The organism is Catellatospora sp. NPDC049133 (genome assembly GCF_040648455.1).
Taxonomy (GTDB): Bacteria; Actinomycetota; Actinomycetes; order Mycobacteriales; family Micromonosporaceae; genus Catellatospora; species Catellatospora aurea.
Genome location: NZ_JBEZDT010000030.1, coordinates 105,355 through 123,021, shown reverse-complemented (window position 1 = coordinate 123,021; position 17,667 = coordinate 105,355). Strand labels below are relative to the sequence as shown.

The 17,667-nt window shown below is 71.2% G+C and carries 18 protein-coding genes; 9 read left to right on the top strand and 9 right to left on the bottom strand.

The window, feature by feature from the left end; translation table 11 throughout:
* Positions 1-313, bottom strand: a 313-nt coding sequence (gene arfB, locus AB0B35_RS30040) for an alternative ribosome rescue aminoacyl-tRNA hydrolase ArfB (protein WP_361051505.1), incomplete at its 3' end; no start/stop codon positions are given.
* 274 nt (positions 314-587) lie between these two features.
* On the opposite strand from arfB, the gene AB0B35_RS30035 reads away from it, so the two are divergent.
* The 4 genes from AB0B35_RS30035 (at position 588) to AB0B35_RS30020 (ending at position 6,292) form a co-directional block, all read left to right on the top strand.
* On the top strand, positions 588-1,868 hold the full coding sequence (locus tag AB0B35_RS30035) for an extracellular solute-binding protein (RefSeq protein ID WP_361051502.1): 1,281 nt from the start codon (positions 588-590) through the stop codon (positions 1,866-1,868).
* Positions 1,869-2,031: 163 nt separating this feature from the next.
* Positions 2,032-2,910, top strand: a complete 879-nt coding sequence (locus tag AB0B35_RS30030; RefSeq protein ID WP_361051551.1) for a sugar ABC transporter permease — start codon at positions 2,032-2,034, stop codon at positions 2,908-2,910.
* Between the two features lie 68 nt (positions 2,911-2,978).
* A complete protein-coding gene (locus AB0B35_RS30025) occupies positions 2,979-3,848 on the top strand; it encodes a carbohydrate ABC transporter permease (protein ID WP_361051548.1) in 870 nt (289 codons plus the stop codon).
* 23 nt (positions 3,849-3,871) lie between these two features.
* Complete coding sequence (locus AB0B35_RS30020) at positions 3,872-6,292, top strand: glycoside hydrolase family 2 protein (RefSeq protein ID WP_361051499.1); 2,421 nt, start codon at positions 3,872-3,874, stop codon at positions 6,290-6,292.
* 121 nt (positions 6,293-6,413) lie between these two features.
* On the opposite strand, the gene ribA is transcribed toward AB0B35_RS30020, so the two are convergent.
* Complete coding sequence (gene ribA, locus AB0B35_RS30015) at positions 6,414-7,034, bottom strand: GTP cyclohydrolase II (RefSeq protein ID WP_361051497.1); 621 nt, start codon at positions 7,032-7,034, stop codon at positions 6,414-6,416.
* A 141-nt stretch (positions 7,035-7,175) separates the two neighbouring features.
* Here ribA and AB0B35_RS30010 point away from each other — a divergent pair, with 141 nt between their 5' ends.
* Positions 7,176-8,570 carry an MFS transporter gene (locus tag AB0B35_RS30010; protein ID WP_361051494.1) on the top strand — a complete coding sequence of 465 codons (1,395 nt, stop codon included), beginning with the start codon at positions 7,176-7,178 and terminating at the stop codon, positions 8,568-8,570.
* A complete protein-coding gene (locus tag AB0B35_RS30005) occupies positions 8,567-10,033 on the top strand; it encodes an aminotransferase class V-fold PLP-dependent enzyme (protein ID WP_361051490.1) in 1,467 nt (488 codons plus the stop codon). Before AB0B35_RS30010 ends, AB0B35_RS30005 begins: the two co-directional genes overlap by 4 nt.
* A 195-nt stretch (positions 10,034-10,228) precedes the next feature.
* Here the strand turns inward: AB0B35_RS30005 and AB0B35_RS30000 are convergent, their stop codons facing one another.
* The 6 genes from AB0B35_RS30000 to AB0B35_RS29975 form a co-directional block, all read right to left on the bottom strand.
* Positions 10,229-10,618, bottom strand: a complete 390-nt coding sequence (locus AB0B35_RS30000) for a hotdog fold thioesterase (protein WP_360522970.1) — start codon at positions 10,616-10,618, stop codon at positions 10,229-10,231.
* 239 nt (positions 10,619-10,857) lie between these two features.
* Positions 10,858-11,355, bottom strand: a complete 498-nt coding sequence (locus tag AB0B35_RS29995) for a hypothetical protein (RefSeq protein WP_360522776.1) — start codon at positions 11,353-11,355, stop codon at positions 10,858-10,860.
* A 109-nt stretch (positions 11,356-11,464) separates the two neighbouring features.
* A complete protein-coding gene (locus tag AB0B35_RS29990) occupies positions 11,465-11,755 on the bottom strand; it encodes a GlsB/YeaQ/YmgE family stress response membrane protein (protein ID WP_361051487.1) in 291 nt (96 codons plus the stop codon).
* Positions 11,756-12,003: 248 nt separating this feature from the next.
* Positions 12,004-13,029 (bottom strand): lactonase family protein, encoded by a 1,026-nt coding sequence (locus tag AB0B35_RS29985; RefSeq protein WP_361051484.1) that lies wholly within the window; start codon positions 13,027-13,029, stop codon positions 12,004-12,006.
* Positions 13,030-13,107: 78 nt separating this feature from the next.
* The gene (locus tag AB0B35_RS29980) at positions 13,108-14,112 is read right to left on the bottom strand and encodes a HAMP domain-containing sensor histidine kinase (RefSeq protein ID WP_361051545.1); all 1,005 of its coding nucleotides are present in this window, start codon (positions 14,110-14,112) and stop codon (positions 13,108-13,110) included.
* Position 14,113: 1 nt separating this feature from the next.
* A complete protein-coding gene (locus AB0B35_RS29975) occupies positions 14,114-14,818 on the bottom strand; it encodes a response regulator transcription factor (protein WP_361051481.1) in 705 nt (234 codons plus the stop codon).
* A 113-nt stretch (positions 14,819-14,931) separates the two neighbouring features.
* Between AB0B35_RS29975 and AB0B35_RS29970 the strand changes: the two genes are divergently transcribed.
* A complete protein-coding gene (locus tag AB0B35_RS29970) occupies positions 14,932-15,489 on the top strand; it encodes a DM13 domain-containing protein (protein WP_361051478.1) in 558 nt (185 codons plus the stop codon).
* Positions 15,490-15,501: 12 nt separating this feature from the next.
* On the opposite strand, the gene AB0B35_RS29965 is transcribed toward AB0B35_RS29970, so the two are convergent.
* Positions 15,502-16,425 carry a DUF1835 domain-containing protein gene (locus AB0B35_RS29965; RefSeq protein WP_361051475.1) on the bottom strand — a complete coding sequence of 308 codons (924 nt, stop codon included), beginning with the start codon at positions 16,423-16,425 and terminating at the stop codon, positions 15,502-15,504.
* Positions 16,426-16,584: 159 nt separating this feature from the next.
* Here AB0B35_RS29965 and AB0B35_RS29960 point away from each other — a divergent pair, with 159 nt between their 5' ends.
* Entirely contained in the window at positions 16,585-17,022 is a 438-nt protein-coding gene (locus tag AB0B35_RS29960) for a hypothetical protein (protein ID WP_361051472.1), read from the top strand.
* Between the two features lie 117 nt (positions 17,023-17,139).
* A complete protein-coding gene (locus tag AB0B35_RS29955; protein ID WP_360522797.1) occupies positions 17,140-17,637 on the top strand; it encodes a helix-turn-helix domain-containing protein in 498 nt (165 codons plus the stop codon).
* The last annotated feature ends 30 nt before the right edge of the window (positions 17,638-17,667 follow it).

Sequence of the window (17,667 nt, the reverse complement as noted above, 5' to 3'; positions counted from 1 at the left end):
GGGGAGCCAGGGCCTCGCGGAGCAGGGCGGCGAGGCGTTCGCGGGCCGCTTCGCGGTTGGCGAGCTGGGCGCGGTGCTCGCTGGCGGCGATGGTGAGCACCCCGCCGGTCAGCCGGTGGCCCAGCCGTTCGAGGACGCGGTCGCGGAGCTCGTCGGGGATGGCGTGGGAGCGCTCCACGTCGTACGACAGCTCCACCCGGCTGTCGCTCGTGTTGACCCCCTGCCCACCGGGGCCGGAGCTTCGCGAGAAGCGTTCGCGCAGTTCGCTGTCGGGAATCACGACCCGATCGGTGATCTTCAAGTCCTCGGCCACGGTGCCGCGCACCCCCTTCCGGTGTCCTCACGCGCCCGCCGATCATGCCGTACGGAGAGCGCGTTCACCGCACGGTTTTCCTCTCCGATCAGTCTAGCCATCGATGTCAGTCAAGATTACTTAAGCGGTTTTCATGGTCCACGTCACAGGGTCGTCACGAGAACGACGTCCTATTGACACGTTGGGAGCGCGCCCATACCGTGTGTGCACTTATCCGGTTCAGTAGACGCTTCGCTATTCCTGGAAGCGCTCCAAGTTGTTTCGGAGGACGTACATGCGACTGCACAGGTCCGGCTGGGTGGTGGCCACCGCGCTCGTCGCGGTCGGCGCGCTCACGCTCGCCGGTTGCAAGGGCGGGGGCAGTGACGAGCCGGCGAAGCCCGGCGGCCCGGTCGAGCTGAAGATCGCCTTCTGGGGCGACTTCGGTCTCGACGAGCTCAAGGCCAAGTACGAGGCGGCCAACCCGAACGTCAAGATCGTCCTCAACTCGGGCGAGTACAACGCCCAGCACGAGGACCTGCAGAAGAAGCTGATCGCCGGCAACGGCGCCCCCGACATCGCGGCGATCGACGAGGGCTTCATCGTCAGCTTCCGCAGCCAGGCCGACAAGTTCGTGAACCTGCTCGACAAGGGCGCGAGCAAGTACCAGGACAAGTACCTGGGCTGGAAGTGGAAGCAGTCGCTGTCGGCCGACGGCAAGACGCAGATCGGCCTCGGCACCGACGTCGGCGGCCTGGCCATGTGCTACCGCACCGACCTGTTCAAGGCCGCGGGCCTGCCGACCGAGCGGGACAAGGTGTCGGCCCTGTGGCCGACCTGGGACGAGTTCATCAAGACCGGCCAGAACTACACCGCCAAGTCGAAGAAGAAGTTCGTCGACAACGCCACCAACCTGTTCAACCCGATCCTGGGCCAGCAGCCGGTGGGCTTCTATGACGAGTCCGAGACGCTGAAGATGGACGGCGGCCCGAAGGCGGCCTTCGACCTCACCCTCAAGGCCATCGACGCGGGCCTGTCGGCCAACCTGCCGGCCTGGTCGCCGGAGTGGAACGCGGCCTTCGTCAAGGGCGACTTCGCGGTGCTGGCCTGCCCGGCGTGGATGCAGGGCCACATCAAGAACACCGCGCCGGACACCGCCGGCAAGTGGGACGTGGCGGCCATCCCGGGTGGCGGCGGCAACTGGGGCGGCTCGTTCCTGACCGTGCCCAAGCAGGGCAAGAACGTCGACGAGGCGTACAAGCTGCTGGAGTGGCTGATCCAGCCCGAGCAGCAGATCGAGATCTTCAAGAAGGTCGGCAACCTGCCCTCGCAGCCGGCCCTCTACAAGGACCCGGCGATCGCCGACTTCAGGAACCCGTTCTTCAGCGACGCCCCGGTCGGTGCGATCTTCAGCAAGACCGCCGAGGGCCTGACCCCGCAGTACCTGGGCAAGAAGAACGGCCCGACCCGGGTCGCGGTCGAGAACGTCATCAACTCCGTCCAGGCCGGCACCACCAAGGCCGCCGACGCCTGGGCACAGGCGGTCAAGGAAGCCGAGAAGGCTTCGAAGGCCTGACCTGACTCCGCTGCAGTGGGGATCAGAAGGGGTGGGCGTCTCCCTACGGCGTCCACCCCTTCGCCCGCCGCGCCACGTTCCGCATCATATCGACCGTCCTCGGTAAACGGAGGTAATCGTGCGCGGGCTATCGCACCGGCTGCACCGATTCGACGTGAAGCAGATGCCTTACGTCCTGATCGCACCGTTCTTCATCCTCTTCGCGATCTTCGGGCTGTTCCCGCTGATCTTCAACGGCGTGGTGGCCCTGCGCACCTGGCGGCTGGACGACCCGGCCCAGGACGGCTGGGCGGGCCTGGCCAACTTCGAGAAGCTGCTGACCGACGAGGACTTCTGGAACGCGCTCTACAACACCTTCGGCATCTTCGTGCTGTCCACGGTGCCGCAGCTGTTCCTCGCCCTGTGCGTGGCGTTCCTGCTCAACCGCAGGCTGCGCGGGCAGACCTGGTTCCGGGTCAGCATGCTGCTGCCGTACATCACCCCGCTGACCGCCTCGACGCTGGTCTTCCTGGTGGTGTTCGGGCGCGACTACGGCGTGGCCAACTGGGTGCTGTCCGTCTTCGGCATGGACGACCCGATCGACTGGCGCGCGGGCAAGCTGCAGTCCTGGGTCGCCATCGCCACGATGGTCAACTGGAAGTGGATCGGCTACAACGCGCTGCTCTACCTGTCGGCGATGCAGACCATCCCGCGCGACATCTACGAGGCGTCCGCGCTGGACGGCGCGACCTCGTGGAAGCAGCTGTGGCGGATCACCGTGCCGATGATCCTGCCCGTGGTGATCTTCACGGTCGTCCTGTCCACCATCGGCGGCCTGCAGCTGTTCACCGAGCCGATGCTGCTCGACGCGAACCCGGCCTCGGCCAGCGGCGGCTCCAACGGCGAGTGGCAGACCATCGCCCAGCTCATCTACAAGGTCGGCTGGAAGAACCTCAACCTGGGCTACGCGGCGGCGATGTCCTGGGCCCTGTTCCTGGTCATCGTGCTCGTCGCGGTCGTCAACACCCTGGTCACCAACCGGCTCGGAGGAGGAAAGCGATGAGCACCACCACCGACACCCGCCCGGCGACCCCGGCCGAGACGCCCCCCGACCAGGCGCCGCGCCGCAGGATGAAGCCCGCGCTGCTGGGCCGCGCGCCCCAGGACACCCCGGCCGGCAAATGGACCTACCTGCTGCTCGGGCTGACGTTCCTGCTGTCCATCTACCCGATCTACTGGATGTTCGTCATCGCGACGAGCACCGACGCGGCGCTGGCCGAGATCCCGCCGAAGTTCCTGCCGGGCGGCGAGTTCATGAAGAACCTGACCGAGGTCTTCTCGCTGCAGGACGTGTACTTCGCCGAGTCGCTGGTCAACAGCGTCATCGTGTCGACCGTGGTCACCGTGTCGGTGCTGTTCTTCTGCTCGGTGGCCGGCTTCGCCTTCGCCAAGCTGCGCTTCCGGGGCAGCCGGATCCTGATGGTGATGGTCGTGCTCACCCTCACCGTGCCCAACCAGCTCGGCATCGTCGCGCTCTACATCCTGATGGGCTACCTGCCCGGCGAGGGCGGCTGGAACGGCAGCCTGCTCGCGGTCATCGTGCCCGGCCTGGTCAGCGCGTTCGGCGTGTTCTACATGCGGCAGTTCATCCTCGGCGCGGTGCCGGACGAGCTGATCGAGTCGGGCCGCGTCGACGGCGCGACCACCATGCGCATCTACTGGAGCATCGTGCTGCCCGCGATCCGGCCCGCGCTGGCCGTGCTGGGCCTGCTCACCTTCGTCGGCAGCTGGAACGACTTCCAGTGGCCGCTCATCACGCTGGGCGGCACGGACTACCCGACCTCGATGGTCGCGCTGTTCGACCTGGCCAGCGGTAATTATGTGCTGTACCGGCGAGTGCTCGCCGGTGCGTTCGTGGCCACCGTGCCACTGATCATTCTGTTGTTCGTCGGGGGCAGGCAGATCGTCCGCGGCATCATGGAGGGTGCGGTCAAATCGTGATGATGGCGTCTCGGTCCCGAAGCATGGTCCAGCTCCACCACGGCTGGTCGGTGTCGGCGCGCAACACGCCGGTGCCGGTCGACCGGGTGCCGGCGGCCGTGCCCGGGTGCGTGCACACCGACCTGCTGGCAGCCGGTCTCATTCCCGACCCCTATCTGGACTCCAATGAGAACGAGCTGAGCTGGATCGGGCGCACCCGCTGGACGTACGAGACCAGTTTCGGCTGGTCCGGCCCGGAGGACGACCGGATCGACCTGGTCTGCGCGGGGCTGGACACCGTCGCCGTCATCTCGCTCAACGGCACCGAGGTCGGGCGCACCGCGAACATGCACCGCGGCTACCGCTTCGACCTGCGCTCGGCGCTCACCCCCGGCCGCAACGACCTGCGGATCACCTTCGATTCCGCGTACGACTACACGGCGGCGATGGCGCGGCAGGTCGGCTCGCGGCCGGGGGCCTACGACGAGCCGTACAACCTGATCCGCAAGATGGCCTGCAACTTCGGCTGGGACTGGGGCCCGACCGTGGTCACCGCCGGCATCTGGCAGCCGATCGGCCTGCACAGCTGGTCGACGGCGCGGCTGGCGCAGGTGCGCCCGCAGGTCACCGTGGACGGCACGACCGGTGTGGTGGACGTGCACGTCGACGTGGAGCGGGCGTCGACGGAATCGCTGCACGTCACCGTCGAGGTCGGCGGCGTGGTCGGGGTCGCCTCGATCGGCCCCGGCAGCATCGGCACGACCCTGCGGCTGTCCGTGCCCGACGTGCGGCGCTGGTGGCCGCGCGGCTACGGGGAGCAGCCGCTCTACCCGCTGCGCGTGGTGCTGGCCACCGAGGGCGGGCGCGAGCTGGACCGGTGGGAGCGGCGGGTGGGCTTCCGCACGGTACGGGTCGACACGACGCCGGACGAGCACGGCACGCCGTACACGGTGGTGGTCAACGACGTGCCGGTGTTCGTGAAGGGGGTCAACTGGATCCCCGACGACGCTTTCGTCACCCGGATCACCCGGGAGCGGCTGGCCGAGCGCTTCCGCCAGGCGTGCGACGCGAACATCAACTACCTGCGGGTATGGGGCGGCGGCCGGTACGAGTCGGAGGACTTCTACGAGCTGGCCGACGAACTGGGGCTGATGGTCGGGCAGGACTTCCTGTTCGCGTGCGCGGCGTACCCGGAGGAGGAGCCGTTCGCGGCCGAGGTGGCCGCCGAGGCGCGTGAGCACGTGGTGCGGCTGGCCTCGCACCCCAGCCTGGTCACCTGGACGGGCAACAACGAGAACATCTGGGGCTTCGCCGACTGGGGCTGGCCGGAGAAGCTCGCCGGGCGCAGCTGGGGCGCGGGCTTCTACCACGAGCTGCTGCCCGCGATCGTGGCCGAACTGGACCCGACCCGCCCGTACTGGCCGGGCAGCCCCTGGTCGGGCACGCCGGACATCCACCCGAACGACCCGGCGCACGGCACCATGCACATCTGGGACGTGTGGAACCAGGTCGACTACACGCACTACCGCGACTACGTCCCCCGGTTCTGCGCCGAGTTCGGGTTCCAGGCCCCGCCGGCGTACGCGACGCTGCGCCGAGCGCTGCACGACGAGCCGTTGGCCAGCGACTCGCCCGGCATGCGCCACCACCAGAAGGCCGCCGACGGCGACCTGAAGCTGCGGCGCGGGCTGGACGCGCACCTGCCCGAACCGCAGGGTTTCGACGACTGGCACTACCTCACGCAGGTCAACCAGGCCCGCGCGATCCGGCTGGCCGTCGAGCACTTCCGGTCCCACCAGCCCGTGTGCATGGGGGCGATCGTCTGGCAGCTCAACGACTGCTGGCCGGTGACGTCCTGGGCGGCGATCGACGGCGACGGCCGGCGCAAGCCGCTGTGGTACGTGCTGCGCGATGCGTACGCCGACCGCCTGCTCACCATCCAGCCGCGTGACGGCGGCCTGGTGCTGGTCGCCTCCAACGACACCGACCGGCCGTGGCAGGCCTCGGCGGACGTGACCAGCCACGACCTGAGCGGCAAGGCGCTGGCCGCGACCGCGGTCGCGTTCGACGTCGCGCCGCGCTCGGTGACGGTGACGCCGATCCCGGACGGCGTCGCGCTACCCGAGGAACCCCGGTCCGAGCTGCTCCGTGCCGTCGTCGGCGAGCAGCAGGCCTGGTGGTTCCACGCCGAGGACCGCGAGATCGACTACCCGGCCGCGCGGTACGAGACGACCGTCGCACCGACCGCCGGCGGCTACGCCGTCACCGTCACCGCCGGAACCATCCTGCGCGACCTGTCCCTGTTCCCCGACCGCCTCGACCCGGCCGCCACCGTCGACCAGGCCCTGGTCACGCTGCTGCCCGGCGAGTCGGTCACGTTCACCGTGCACACCACCGCCCGCCTCGACGCCACCGCACTGGCCGCCCAGCCGGTGCTCCGCTGCGTCAACGACATCACCGCCTAGCACCACCAGCGGGACCTCGACGGTCCGACCACCCGAGCGAAAGGAAGGGCACCTTCACATCGCTATGCGATGTAGAAGGTGCCCTTCTTAACGGTCGATGGGGGCTGAGCAGGGCTGACGGTCAGGCTGCGGCCGGGAGGGCGATGGTGTGGCCGGTATGCGTCACCTTGGCGCGCAGGTAGCGGAGGTTGTCCGGCTTGGCGTGCACGGCGGTGGGGACCACGTGCGCCACCTCGACCCCGTGGTCGCGCAGCTGGCTGGGCTTGTCGGGGTTGTTGGTGAGCAGGTCGATAGCGGGCACGCCGAGGGCGGCCAGCATCTGCGCGGCGGCGGTGTAGTCCCGCTCGTCGTCGCCGAACCCGAGCGCCCGGTTCGCGGCGTACGTGTCCAGGCCCGCGTCCTGCAGGGCGTACGCGTCGAGCTTGGCGTACAGACCGATGCCCCGGCCCTCCTGGCGCAGGTACAGCAGGTAGCCGCCGCGCTCGGAGATGCGCTGAACGGCCTCGCGCAGCTGCGGGCCGCAGTCGCAGCGGGCGGAGCCGAACACGTCGCCGGTCATGCACTCCGAGTGGGCCCGCACCAGGGGCGTGCCCGCCTGCGCGAAGTCGCCGAGGCCGAGCGCGAGGTGCTCCAGGCCGTCCGACAGGCCGGTGAAGGTGAAGACCTCGGCGGTGGTGGCGTACCCGTCGGGGAAACGCAGCGGAACGGTCACCCTCGTGCGTACTGCCGGCTGCTCGGTCATGGCTCACCAGTCTCGTCGTCGGAACGTGCCCATCCAGGTAACGCGCCCGTTGCTACTTGATTGTTGAAGCATCAAGAACAGTGTGAAATTCCCTCACCTCCCTCTGTGCGCTACGCCACACGGCGCGTAGCATCCGCAGCCATGACCGTGTCGCCCCCCACATCGTCCGAGGTCACCGCCCCTGACCGGGACCAGCCGCTGACCGGCGGCGTACGCGCCGGATACGCGCTGGGCTCGCTGGCCACCGGCGCCTTCGGCACCGTGCCCGGCCTGCTCCTGCTGCCGTACCTCACCGACAACCTCGGCGTTGCCGCGGGCCTGGCCGGCCTGCTGGTGCTGGTGCCGAAGGCCTGGGACGTGCTGATCAACCCGGTCGCGGGCCGGATCTCCGACCGCACCGTCTCGCGCTGGGGCGCGCGCCGGCCGTACCTGCTGTTCGGCGGCCTCGCCGTGGCGGTGCTGTTCGCCGCGATGTTCGCCGGGCCGTTCGGGGCGGGTTCCGGGGCGGCGGTCTACGTCGCGGTCGCGTTCCTGGCCACCGCCACCGCGTACGCCTTCTTCCAGGTGCCCTACGTGGCGATGCCCGCCGAGATGACCGACGACTACAGCGAGCGCACCCGGCTGATGACCTGGCGGGTCGCCGTGCTCGCGGTGGCGATCCTGGTCTCCGGCGCGGTCGCCCCGATCGTGGTGCAGGCCGGGGGCGGGGGCGTGCCCGGACACCGCTGGATGGGTGTGTTCGTCGCCGCACTGATCGTGATCGGGGCGCTGGGCGCGTTCCTCGGCACCCGGCGCGCCCCGGTCGGCCGGGTCACCGAGAGCGAGCCGACGCTGCGCGCGCAACTCGCCGTGGTACGCCGGAACAGGCCGTTCACCGTGCTGCTGACCGTGTTCGTGGTGCAGTCGATCGGCGTCGCGACGATGCTGGCCGGGGTCAAGTACGTCGCCGACCACGTGCTCCAGCGCCCGGAGGACGGCCCGACGCTGCTGTTCGCCTGCTTCGTCGGCCCGGCGCTGCTGGTCATGCCCCTGTGGAGCCGGGTCGGCGCGCGGGTCGGCAAGACCAAGGCGCTGGTGCTGGCCTCGGTGCTGCTGTCGGGCGGCGCGCTCGCGCTCGTCGTCGCGGGCTCCGTGCCGCCGGTGGTCGCGTACGTGATCACCGGTCTGATCGGCGTCGGCTACGCGGGCCAGCAGGTCTTCGCGATGGCGATGCTGCCCGACTGCGTGGCGTACGACGCCGCCCGCACGGGCCGCCGCCAGGCGGGCGTGTTCACCGGCCTGTGGACGGCGGGCGAGACCTTCGGCCTGGCGCTCGGACCCGGCCTCTACGCGCTGGTCCTGCAGCTGTCCGGCTACGCCTCCTCGGCGAGCGGCGCGGCGGCCCAGTCCGACGGGGCCCGGCTCGGTGTGCTGCTCGGCTTCAGCGTGGTGCCCGCGCTGCTGGTCGGCCCGGTGACGCTGCTGCTGCGCCGCTACGACCTGACCCCGGAGCGGCTCGCATCGGTGCAGGTGGAGACGGGTACGGTGACCCGATGATCGACGCACTTCCGCCCCAGGGCGTGCCCGCTGACCAGGTGCTCGCCGAGCTGCGCGGGATGCGCGCCGCCGACCTGCCGACCCACGGCGGGCGGCTGTTCGCCTACGTGTACGACCCGGCCAAGGCGGGGCTCGACGAGCTGGCGATGTCCGCGTACGCCCTGTCCGCCCACGTCAACGGCCTGGACCCGACGGCGTTCCCGTCCCTGCTGGCCACCGAGAACGCGCTGGTCGCCGCCGCGGCCCGGGTGCTCGGAGCGGGCCCCGGCACGGACGCGCCGGACGTGGTCGGCTCGGTCACCAGCGGCGGCACCGAGTCGCTGATCCTGGCCGTGAAGACGGCCCGCGACGCGCACCCGGAGATCACCGCGCCGCGCCTGGTCGCCCCGTCGACCGCGCACGCGGCGTTCGCCAAGGCCGCGCACTACCTGGGCGTAGCGCTGGACCTGGTGCCGGTGGACCCGGAGACGTTCACGCCCGACCCGGCCGCGGTCGCCGCCGCGATCACCGCGGACACGGTGCTGGTGGCGTGCTCCGCGCCGTCGTACGCGCAGGGGGTCGTCGACCCGGTCGAGCAGATCGCCGCGATCGCCGCCGAGCAGGGTGTGCGCTGCCACGTCGACGCGTGCTTCGGCGGCTGGGCGCTGCCGTTCCTGCGCCGGGTCGGGGTCGCGGTGCCCGCGTTCGACTTCGGCGTGCCGGGGGTGACGAGCATGTCGGTGGACCTGCACAAGTACGCGTACACCCCCAAGGGGGTGTCGGTGCTGCTGCACCGGGACGCGGGCCTGCGCCGCCCGCAGTACTTCGCGTTCGCCGACTGGCCCGGGTACACCATGGTCAACCCGGTGATCTCGTCGACGCGGTCCGGCGGGCCGATCGCGGCGGCGTTCGCGACGCTGCGGCACGTCGGCGACGAGGGATACCTGGAACTGGCCCGGCAGACCCGCGACGCCGTCGCCGGGCTGGCCAAGGCCGTGTCCGAGGTGGACGGGCTGCGCCTGCTCGCCCCGGCCGACTTCACCGTCGTGTGCCTGACCTCGGACGATCCAGGGCTGGACCTGTTCGTGCTCGCCGACGAGCTGGCCGCGCGGGGCTGGCACACCCAGCCGCAGTTGCCGTACCAGGGCATCCCGGCCAGCATCCACCTCACCGTCACCGCGTCCGTGCTCCCGCAGGTGCCCCAGTTCGGCCCGGCCCTGGCCGAGTCGGCCGCCGCCGCCCGCGCCCACGGCCCCGTCGAGCTGCCCGCGGAACTGCTCGCGATGGCCGCCCACCTGCCGCCGGACCAGCTCACCGCCGACATGGTCGCCGGTCTGGCCGACACCTTCGGCCTCACCGGCGGCGAACCCGGCGCGGCCCCCCGCATGGCCGTCGTCAACGCCGTGCTCGCCGCCGCCCCACCCCGCCTGCGCGAACGCCTCCTCGTCGAGTTCGTCAGCCTCCTCCAACGCCCGTCCTGGTGAAAGGAAGGGCACCTTCTTATCGCTATGGGTAGCGGAAGGGCACCTTCCTAACCCTCTGTCCAGGTGGCCTGGGCAGACACGCCCGTCTGACGTGTGCGGGCTTGCCACGGCAGGTCAATCCGGGTGAGTGGTTAAGAAGGTGCCCTTCCTCTACGCACGTGGTTGGGAAGGTGCCCTTCCTTCGCGAGGGGTGGGTTACTTGCGGAGGAGGCAGGTGAGGCGGGCGGTGCAGATGCGCTGGTCGTCCTCGTCGGTGATGACGATTTCGTAGGTGACGATGCTGCCGCCGCGGTGCAGGGGAGTGGCGACGCCGGTGACCAGGCCGGAGCGGGCGGCCCGGTGGTGGGTGGCGCTGATGTCCACGCCCACCGCGTACGGGCGGCCGATGGTCGAGCCGTGCAGCGTGGCGCCGATCGAGCCGAGGGTCTCGGCCAGCACGCAGGAAGCGCCGCCGTGCAGCAGGCCGAAGGGCTGGGTGTTGCCGTCCACCGGCATCGTCGCGACGAGCCGCTCCGGGGTCGCTTCCAGCAGCTTGATGCCCATGCGCTCGGCCAGCGCGCCCTGCATGGTCGTGTCGTAAGTCATCTCCACCCGCCGCACGTTACCCGCCGGTCACCATGGCAGACAGGGCCTGAGCGCCTCCGGTACCCCGCATCGGCCGCAAGATCGCCCGACTTGCCGGGCATCCGTGCGTATCTTGAGCCCGCTTTCGCCCGCCTGCCTGGCAAGTCGGGCGATCTTTCCCCGGAGACGGTTCCGGGGAACCCGCGGCCTCCGGGGGAGCGGAGGGGGCGGATTCCCCAGAAACAACTGGGCCGCAGGGCTCAGGGGGTGGAGCCGCGGTAGTGGCCCAGCGTGGCGATGCCGACGATCCAGCCCACGAACAGGCCGTAGATGGCGCCGGAACCGGCCGCCTGGAAGGCCCCCAGCAGGGAGGCGTCCGAGCGGATGAAGGCGGTCAGCAGACCCGCCACCGCACCCGCGAAGATGTACCCGGACCAGCCGGCCATGAGCTGGCTGAACGTGCCGCGAGCACGTCCCAGCTGGGCGTTGGTCGACAGGGCCAGGAACACCGCAGTGAAGATGATGAGCAGGATCGCCTTGAGGTCGGCGGCGAGCACGTCCTGCACGGAGCTGTCCGCGTCGAAGCTCCAGGCAGGCCACGTCAGCAGCTTGAGGAACCAGCCACCGGCGGTGTTGGTGTCGGCGTTGTCGTTGGCCCAGTCGACGTAGACGGGGCTGCCGAACACCAGCACGAGAATGAGTGCGGCGATGACGCCCGCACCGGTCGCGGTGCGGTATCGCGATGCGGTCAGTACCATGGCGCTGCGATTGCCGCGCGCCACGGTCAGTAAACATCCATGTCCAGTGTGTACTGATTAATCCTGCGTACCCGGGCGCACAGCGGACGTGCGCCCGGCTCTTGAGGGATCAGCGGGTGCGCGGCTGCACCGCCTGCGTGTGGCGTTTGGCGGACATCCGCGCGGCCAGCCATACGAAGAACATGGCCAGCGCGAGCTGGATGATGTGCCTGATCCAGTCGATTCCCCGGGTCTCGCCGACGCCCAGCCAGGTGGCGATGATGCCGCCCAGCGTCGCGGCCAGGATGCCCGCGACGACCGTCATCAGCGCGGAGATGTTCTGGCGCCCGGGCAGCAGCAGCCGGCCCAGGTAGCCGACGATCGCGCCGCCGATGATGCCCCAGAGGATCGCCCCGATCATGTACGCCTCCCGTGATCATGACTGCTACGTGGCCAGTATCAGCCGGTCCCGGGAGGGTATGGAGTTCTTTGGGGATATTCGTCGGCGTTCCGCGCCCTCCGGGGATCCTGCCTCCACCGGTCGGCCCGGCGCGGAGCCCTCGTCCCGCCAGTCACCGATGGTCGCCTGCCTCATCGAATCCGGGTGCCCGGATTTCGATGAGATCAGGCCAACATCGATAGCAAAACGGAGCCGGGACGGCCCGCTGATCAGGCGCGGCGCGGGGCGGGCACGACGCAGGAAGGGTTCGGCACGGCAACGGTGTCGCCGGTCGGCGAGGGCAGGCCGGTGGCCGGGTCGCGGCGGTACACGCTCACCGTGTCGCCGTCCTGGTCGGCGACGTACACGAAGTCCCCGAGCAGCGCGAAGTGCCGCGGCCAGCGCCCGGTCGGCACATCCGCGACCGGGCGCAGCGCGGTTCCCTCCACCGCGAACACGGTGAGGCAGTCCGCGCCCCGGTTCGCGACGTAGAGGAAGCGCCCGTCGGGCGAGCACTCCAGGTGGCTCGGGTAGTTGCGCTCACCCGGCTCGCCGGCCGTCGCCGCGACACTCGACACCGGCCGCAGCAGCCCGTCGGCGACCTCGCAGGTCACGACCGTGGAGTCCAGCTCGCCTGCGACGAACACCACCCCGGACGGGTGCACGGCCAGGTGGCGCGGCCCCATCCCGGCGACCAGCGGCGAGGTCGCCACGGGCCGCAGACCGGCGGGCTCGACGGCGTAGCTGCGAACCTCGTCGGTGCCCAGGTCGGTGACGTGCAGCAGCCCGTCGGGAGCGAGCAGCGCCATGTGCGCGTGCGGTCCCTCCTGGCGCTCCGCGTCCGGGCCGCTGCCCTCGTGCGCGATCAGCTGGTGGTACGGCAGCAGCGCGCCGTCGGCGCCGATCGCGAACACGGCCACGGACCCGCCGCTGTAGTTGGCGGCCACCACGAATCGGCCCTGCGGGTCGACCGCCAGGTGACAGGGGTCCGCACCGCCGCTGGGCTGAGCGCCGAGCAGTTCGAGCCCGTCGGCGGTCACGGCGTACGACAGCACCCGCGCGGCGGATTCGCTGGCCGCGTACAGGTGGGTGCCGTCGGGGTGCCAGGCGAGCCACGACGGGTCGACCGCCTCGACGGGCGAACCCGCCGGTTCCAGCCGCCCGGTGTCCGGGTCCTGCCGCCAGGCGGTGATCGCCTGCGCGGTGCCGGCCTTCGCCGTGTAGGAGCCGATGTGAACCAAGGAAACCGAAGGCATGCCCGGCAGCCTAGTGCGCGAGCCGTGACGGCCTCCGGGCCCGTCCCGCAGGCCGGACACCGGAACCGGCGGGAACCGTCAGGCGGGCGCGGCCGGCAGGTGGACCTCGAACCGGCAGCCGGCGGCGGTGTTCGCCACGTCGACCCGGCCGCCGTGCGCGTCGACGAGCCCCGCGACGATGGCCAGGCCGAGCCCGCCCCCGCCGCCGTCGGCGTCCGGGGTGCGTGCCTTCGCGCCGCGGAACGCCACGTCGAACACGCGGGGCAGGTCGGGTTCGGCGATGCCGCCGCACGTGTCGTCGACGGCCAGCCAGCCGCCCTCGGCGTCGCGGCCGCCGGTGACCGTCACGGTTCCGGCGGGGGGTGTGTAGCGCACCGCGTTGAGCACCAGGTTCGCCACGATCCGGGACAGCTCGCGCTCGCCCGCCCGCACCACGGGCCACTCGCCCTCGGCGAGCAGGCGTACGCCCCGCGCGGCGGCGACCGGCGCGGCCGCGGCGACCGCGTCGGAGACCACCTCGCCCAGCGGCACGTCCACGGGGGCCAACTGCAGCGCCCCGGCGTTGATCCGCGACAGCTCGAACAGATCGTCGACCAGCGCCGCCATCCGGTCGGTGCCGGTACGGATCCGGCGGTGGTATTCGGCGACCGTGGCCGGGTCGCTGACCACCCCGTCCTCCAGGGCCTCGGCCATGGCCCGCATACCCGCCAGCGGGGTGCGCAGGTCGTGCGACACCCAGGCGACCAGGTCGCGGCGGCTCGCCTCGACCTGGCGCTCGCGCTCGCGGGCGTCGGCCGCCCACATCGCCGAGCGGGCCAGCCGCCACGCCACCCAGCCGCCGATCCCTAGGCTGACCAGCCCCGACAGCGGCACCACGACGAGCAGCACCTGCAGGTCGTGCGGGGAGATGAACATGCCCTCGGCGACCGCCAGCACCCCGGCCAGCATCGCCAGCACCGTGGCCACCAGCAGCACGCACACGTTCAGCGTGATCGAGCGGCGGTGCAGCAGGCGCAGCAGCAGCGCCGCGGGCAGCCAGACGATCGCCGCCCCGGCCAGCGCGGCGAGCAGGATCAGCAGCAGGTCACGCACCGGCGCCCGCCGGCACCGGCTCGTACCGGTAGCCCACGCCCCAGACGGTGTGGATGCGCCGCGGCGCGGCCGGGTCGGGTTCTATCTTCTCGCGCAGCCGCCGCACGTGGACGGTGACCGTGGACTGGTCGCCGAAGGTCCAGCCCCACACCGACTCCAGCAGCTGCGCCCGGCGCAGCGCCTCGTTCGGGTGCGCCATCAGGAACGCCAGCAGGTCGAATTCGCGTACGGTCAGCGCCAGCTCGCGGCCGGCGAGGTGCGCGGTGCGGCGTACGGGGTCGACGACGAGGTCCCCGTCGGTCAGCACCGCCACCGGGGCGGCCTGCGGGCCGGTGCGGCGCAGCACGGACTGGGCGCGCAGCACCAGCTCCCGCGGGGAGAACGGCTTGGTCACGTAGTCGTCCGCGCCGACCTGCAAGCCGGCGATGCGGTCTACCTCCTCGCCGAGCGCGGTCAGCATGATGATCGGCACGCCGGGGCCGGGTGCGGCGCGCAGCCGCCGGGCCACCTCCAGCCCGTCGAGCACGGGCAGCATCAGGTCCAGGATGATCAGGTCGGGCCGCTCCCGGGCGTACGCGTCGAGCGCGGCCTGTCCGTCGGCGGCCAGCACCACCCGGTGCCCGGCGTGCTCCAGGTAGCGCCGGACCACGTCGCTGACGGTCGGGTCGTCGTCGACGACGAGCACACTGGTGGCCATGCCGCGAGCGTACGTCGAGATCATCGGCGGTGCCCGGATGCCGCCGCCGCCGGAACCTTACGATCCGCGAACGTGGGGTCCCGCCGGGGCCGTGCGGGCCTTAGCGTCAGGGCATGACGAGGTTGTTCCGCAAGCCCGCCTCCTGGGCGGTGGCCGCGGTGCTGGCCGTGGGCCTGGCGTTCGGTCTGTACTGGTTCCAGCCCTGGAAACTGCTCACCTCGAAGACCGTCAACGACGCCGCCCCGGCGGTGGTGTCCACGAGCGCGACGCCCGCACCGGCCTCCTCCCCGGTCGCGGGCGCGCCCTCGCCGTCGGCCGTCGCGGTGCTGCTGGCGGAGGGCAAGCTGGTCACGCACGAGCACGACAGCTCGGGGACCGCGCAGCTGGTGCGGCTGCCCGACGGCCGCCACCAGGTGATCCTGCGCGATCTGGCCACATCGGACGGCCCCGACCTGCGGGTGTGGCTGACCGATCAGCCCGTGCTGCCCGGCCGTGCCGGCTGGCACGTCTTCGACGACGGCAAGCACGTCGAGCTGGGCCGCCTCAAGGGCACCCACGGCACCCAGGTCTACGCCGTGCCCGCCAACGTCGACCCGACCGAGCTGCGCAGTGTCACCATCTGGTGCGCCCGCTTCAAGGTGTCCTTCGCCGCCGCCCCGCTGGAGGCGTGAACCTGTCAGGCCTCAGGCCGGGACGGGCCGGGCCGCGTCGGGGTCCCACCGCCAGCCGGGCAGCAGCACCCCGCCGACCCAGCGGGGAAAGGTCTGCCAGCTCGCGTCACCGTGCAGGATCCGCTGGCCGTACGCGGTGAGCTGGTACTCGCCGCCGCGCAGCGCCAGCGCCGGGCGCTCGGCGTCGTGCAGCCGCCGCAGCACCGGCGCCAGCATCACGTCACCGAGGTACGGCAGCGGGTCGGCGTCCTGGTGCGCCTGGTAGACGGCGGCGAACGGCAGCGGCCCGGGGCTGACCGCGCGCAGGCACAGCCGCTCGGACAGGGACAGCCCGTCCGTGGTCCACGGCAGCTCGGCGAGGTGCCGCCCGACCGCCCTGGGCAGGTACGGCAGCGCCTCGTCCTTGATCTCGGCCAGAGCGACGGGGTCCGGCGCGGCGAGCGCGGCCCATGCCCGCTCCGCCGCCGCGAACTGGTCGGCGGTGACCGGGCGTTCCCGACCGGTGAGTGTCGCCAGCTGCGGCGCGGACAGTTGCCCGAACCCGATGAACGGGTCCTCGCCGGGGAACGCGTCGATCGACATCAGGCGGAGCCGCCCGTGCAGCGCGGGCCGGTGGGCCAGCAGCGCGAGCAGCCGGATCAGGATCGCCTGGTCGAACCAGTCGTGCTCGAACCACAGCAGCACCCGGTCGTACGCGTCCAGGCCGTCCAGGCCGGCCCGCTCCTGCGCCAGGCGCTCTCGCACGGGTGCGGCGTCGAGGTCGTACGCTCCGGCGAGCCAGCCGGCGCGGATCGCGTCGAACTCGGCCGGGTCAGCCGTGCGGGGGACGGGACCCTGGCACACCGGGTCCGTGAACGGCACGAAGTCACCGGGGAAGCCGGCCGGTCCGAGGGTCTCCCGGAGGTCGTCGCCGCAGCGTACGTGGACGGTGCGCATGGCCGTCAGTCTAGGTGCGACAGCCGCCGGTGACCGGTCGACGGGCGGGAAAGGCAGGTGTTACCAGCGGTATGACCCATCGACATATGCGCGCTTGGGAAACTATCATTAGTCATGGCGCGAACTCGTACGGTGACAGGTGCCGGGATCATCGCAACCGTGGCGCTCGTCCTGCTGTTCGGTAATCAGCCCTTTGTGGAGTGGGTGTCGAGGCACACCAGCTCCGACAGTGCCTGGGGCTGGTTCCTGCGTGTGCTGACCTGGCCCCGGTGGGCCTTCGGTCCCGTCGACGGATCCAGCGGCGCGATGCGCCGGCTGCTCGCCGACGACCTGCGCGCGCTGTTGCTGATCCTCTTCGTGGCCCTCATCCTCGGGGTGGTCAGCAAGGCGGTCACCGGTGGTGCCGGCGGCTTCCTGCTCGGCTGGTCGGCACTGATCTTCGGATCGGCGCTGGCGGCCTTCATCACCGCGTTCATCATCAGCGATCCCACCTTCGTGGGCGCGCTCCAGGCCGCCGCAGCGGGCTCGGCCTACGGGCTGTTCGTCGGCTGGGTGGTCGGTGCGCTGACCGGCACGGCCAAGGGCGCGGGCTCCTAGCACCCTGCTCACCGTGCGGTGCCCGCGGCCGAGGCGGGCACCGCACGGGGTGGCCGGAGAACGTACACGTTGTTCATAAAATTGTGAATACTCCTAAGCTTGTTATGATCGTCCTTGATGAGCGACAAGGTTGACGCGGTCGCGCCGCGTGATGAGGACGGTGTGCGCCGGTCGGTGGAGCACATGGCGATGATGCTGGCCGACATGGGCTTCCCCCGGATGCCGTCCCGGGTGCTGATGACCATGATGAGTGCCGAGGAGACCTCGCTGACCGCCGGTGACCTGGCTGAGCGGCTGGGCGTCAGCGCCGCCGCCATCTCCGGCGCCGTCCGCTACCTGATGCAGATGGGCTTCGTCGTGCGCGAGCCCGCGCCCGGTTCCCGCCGCGACCGCTACCGCCTGCCCGACCAGCCCTGGTACGGCGTGACCACCGCCAAGCGCGGCTTCTACGGCCAGTTCTCCGACGAGGCCGACGTCGTCATCGAAGCAGCCGGCGGCGCGCGGACACTGGCCGGCGAGCGCATGGCCGACCTGCGCGACTTCTTCCGCTTCGTGGAGGAGCAGGTAGGCGGCGCGATGCAGCGCTGGCAGGAGCAGCGCCTCCCGCGAGCCTGACCGGCATTCCCGCTCGCCCGATCCGCGCCG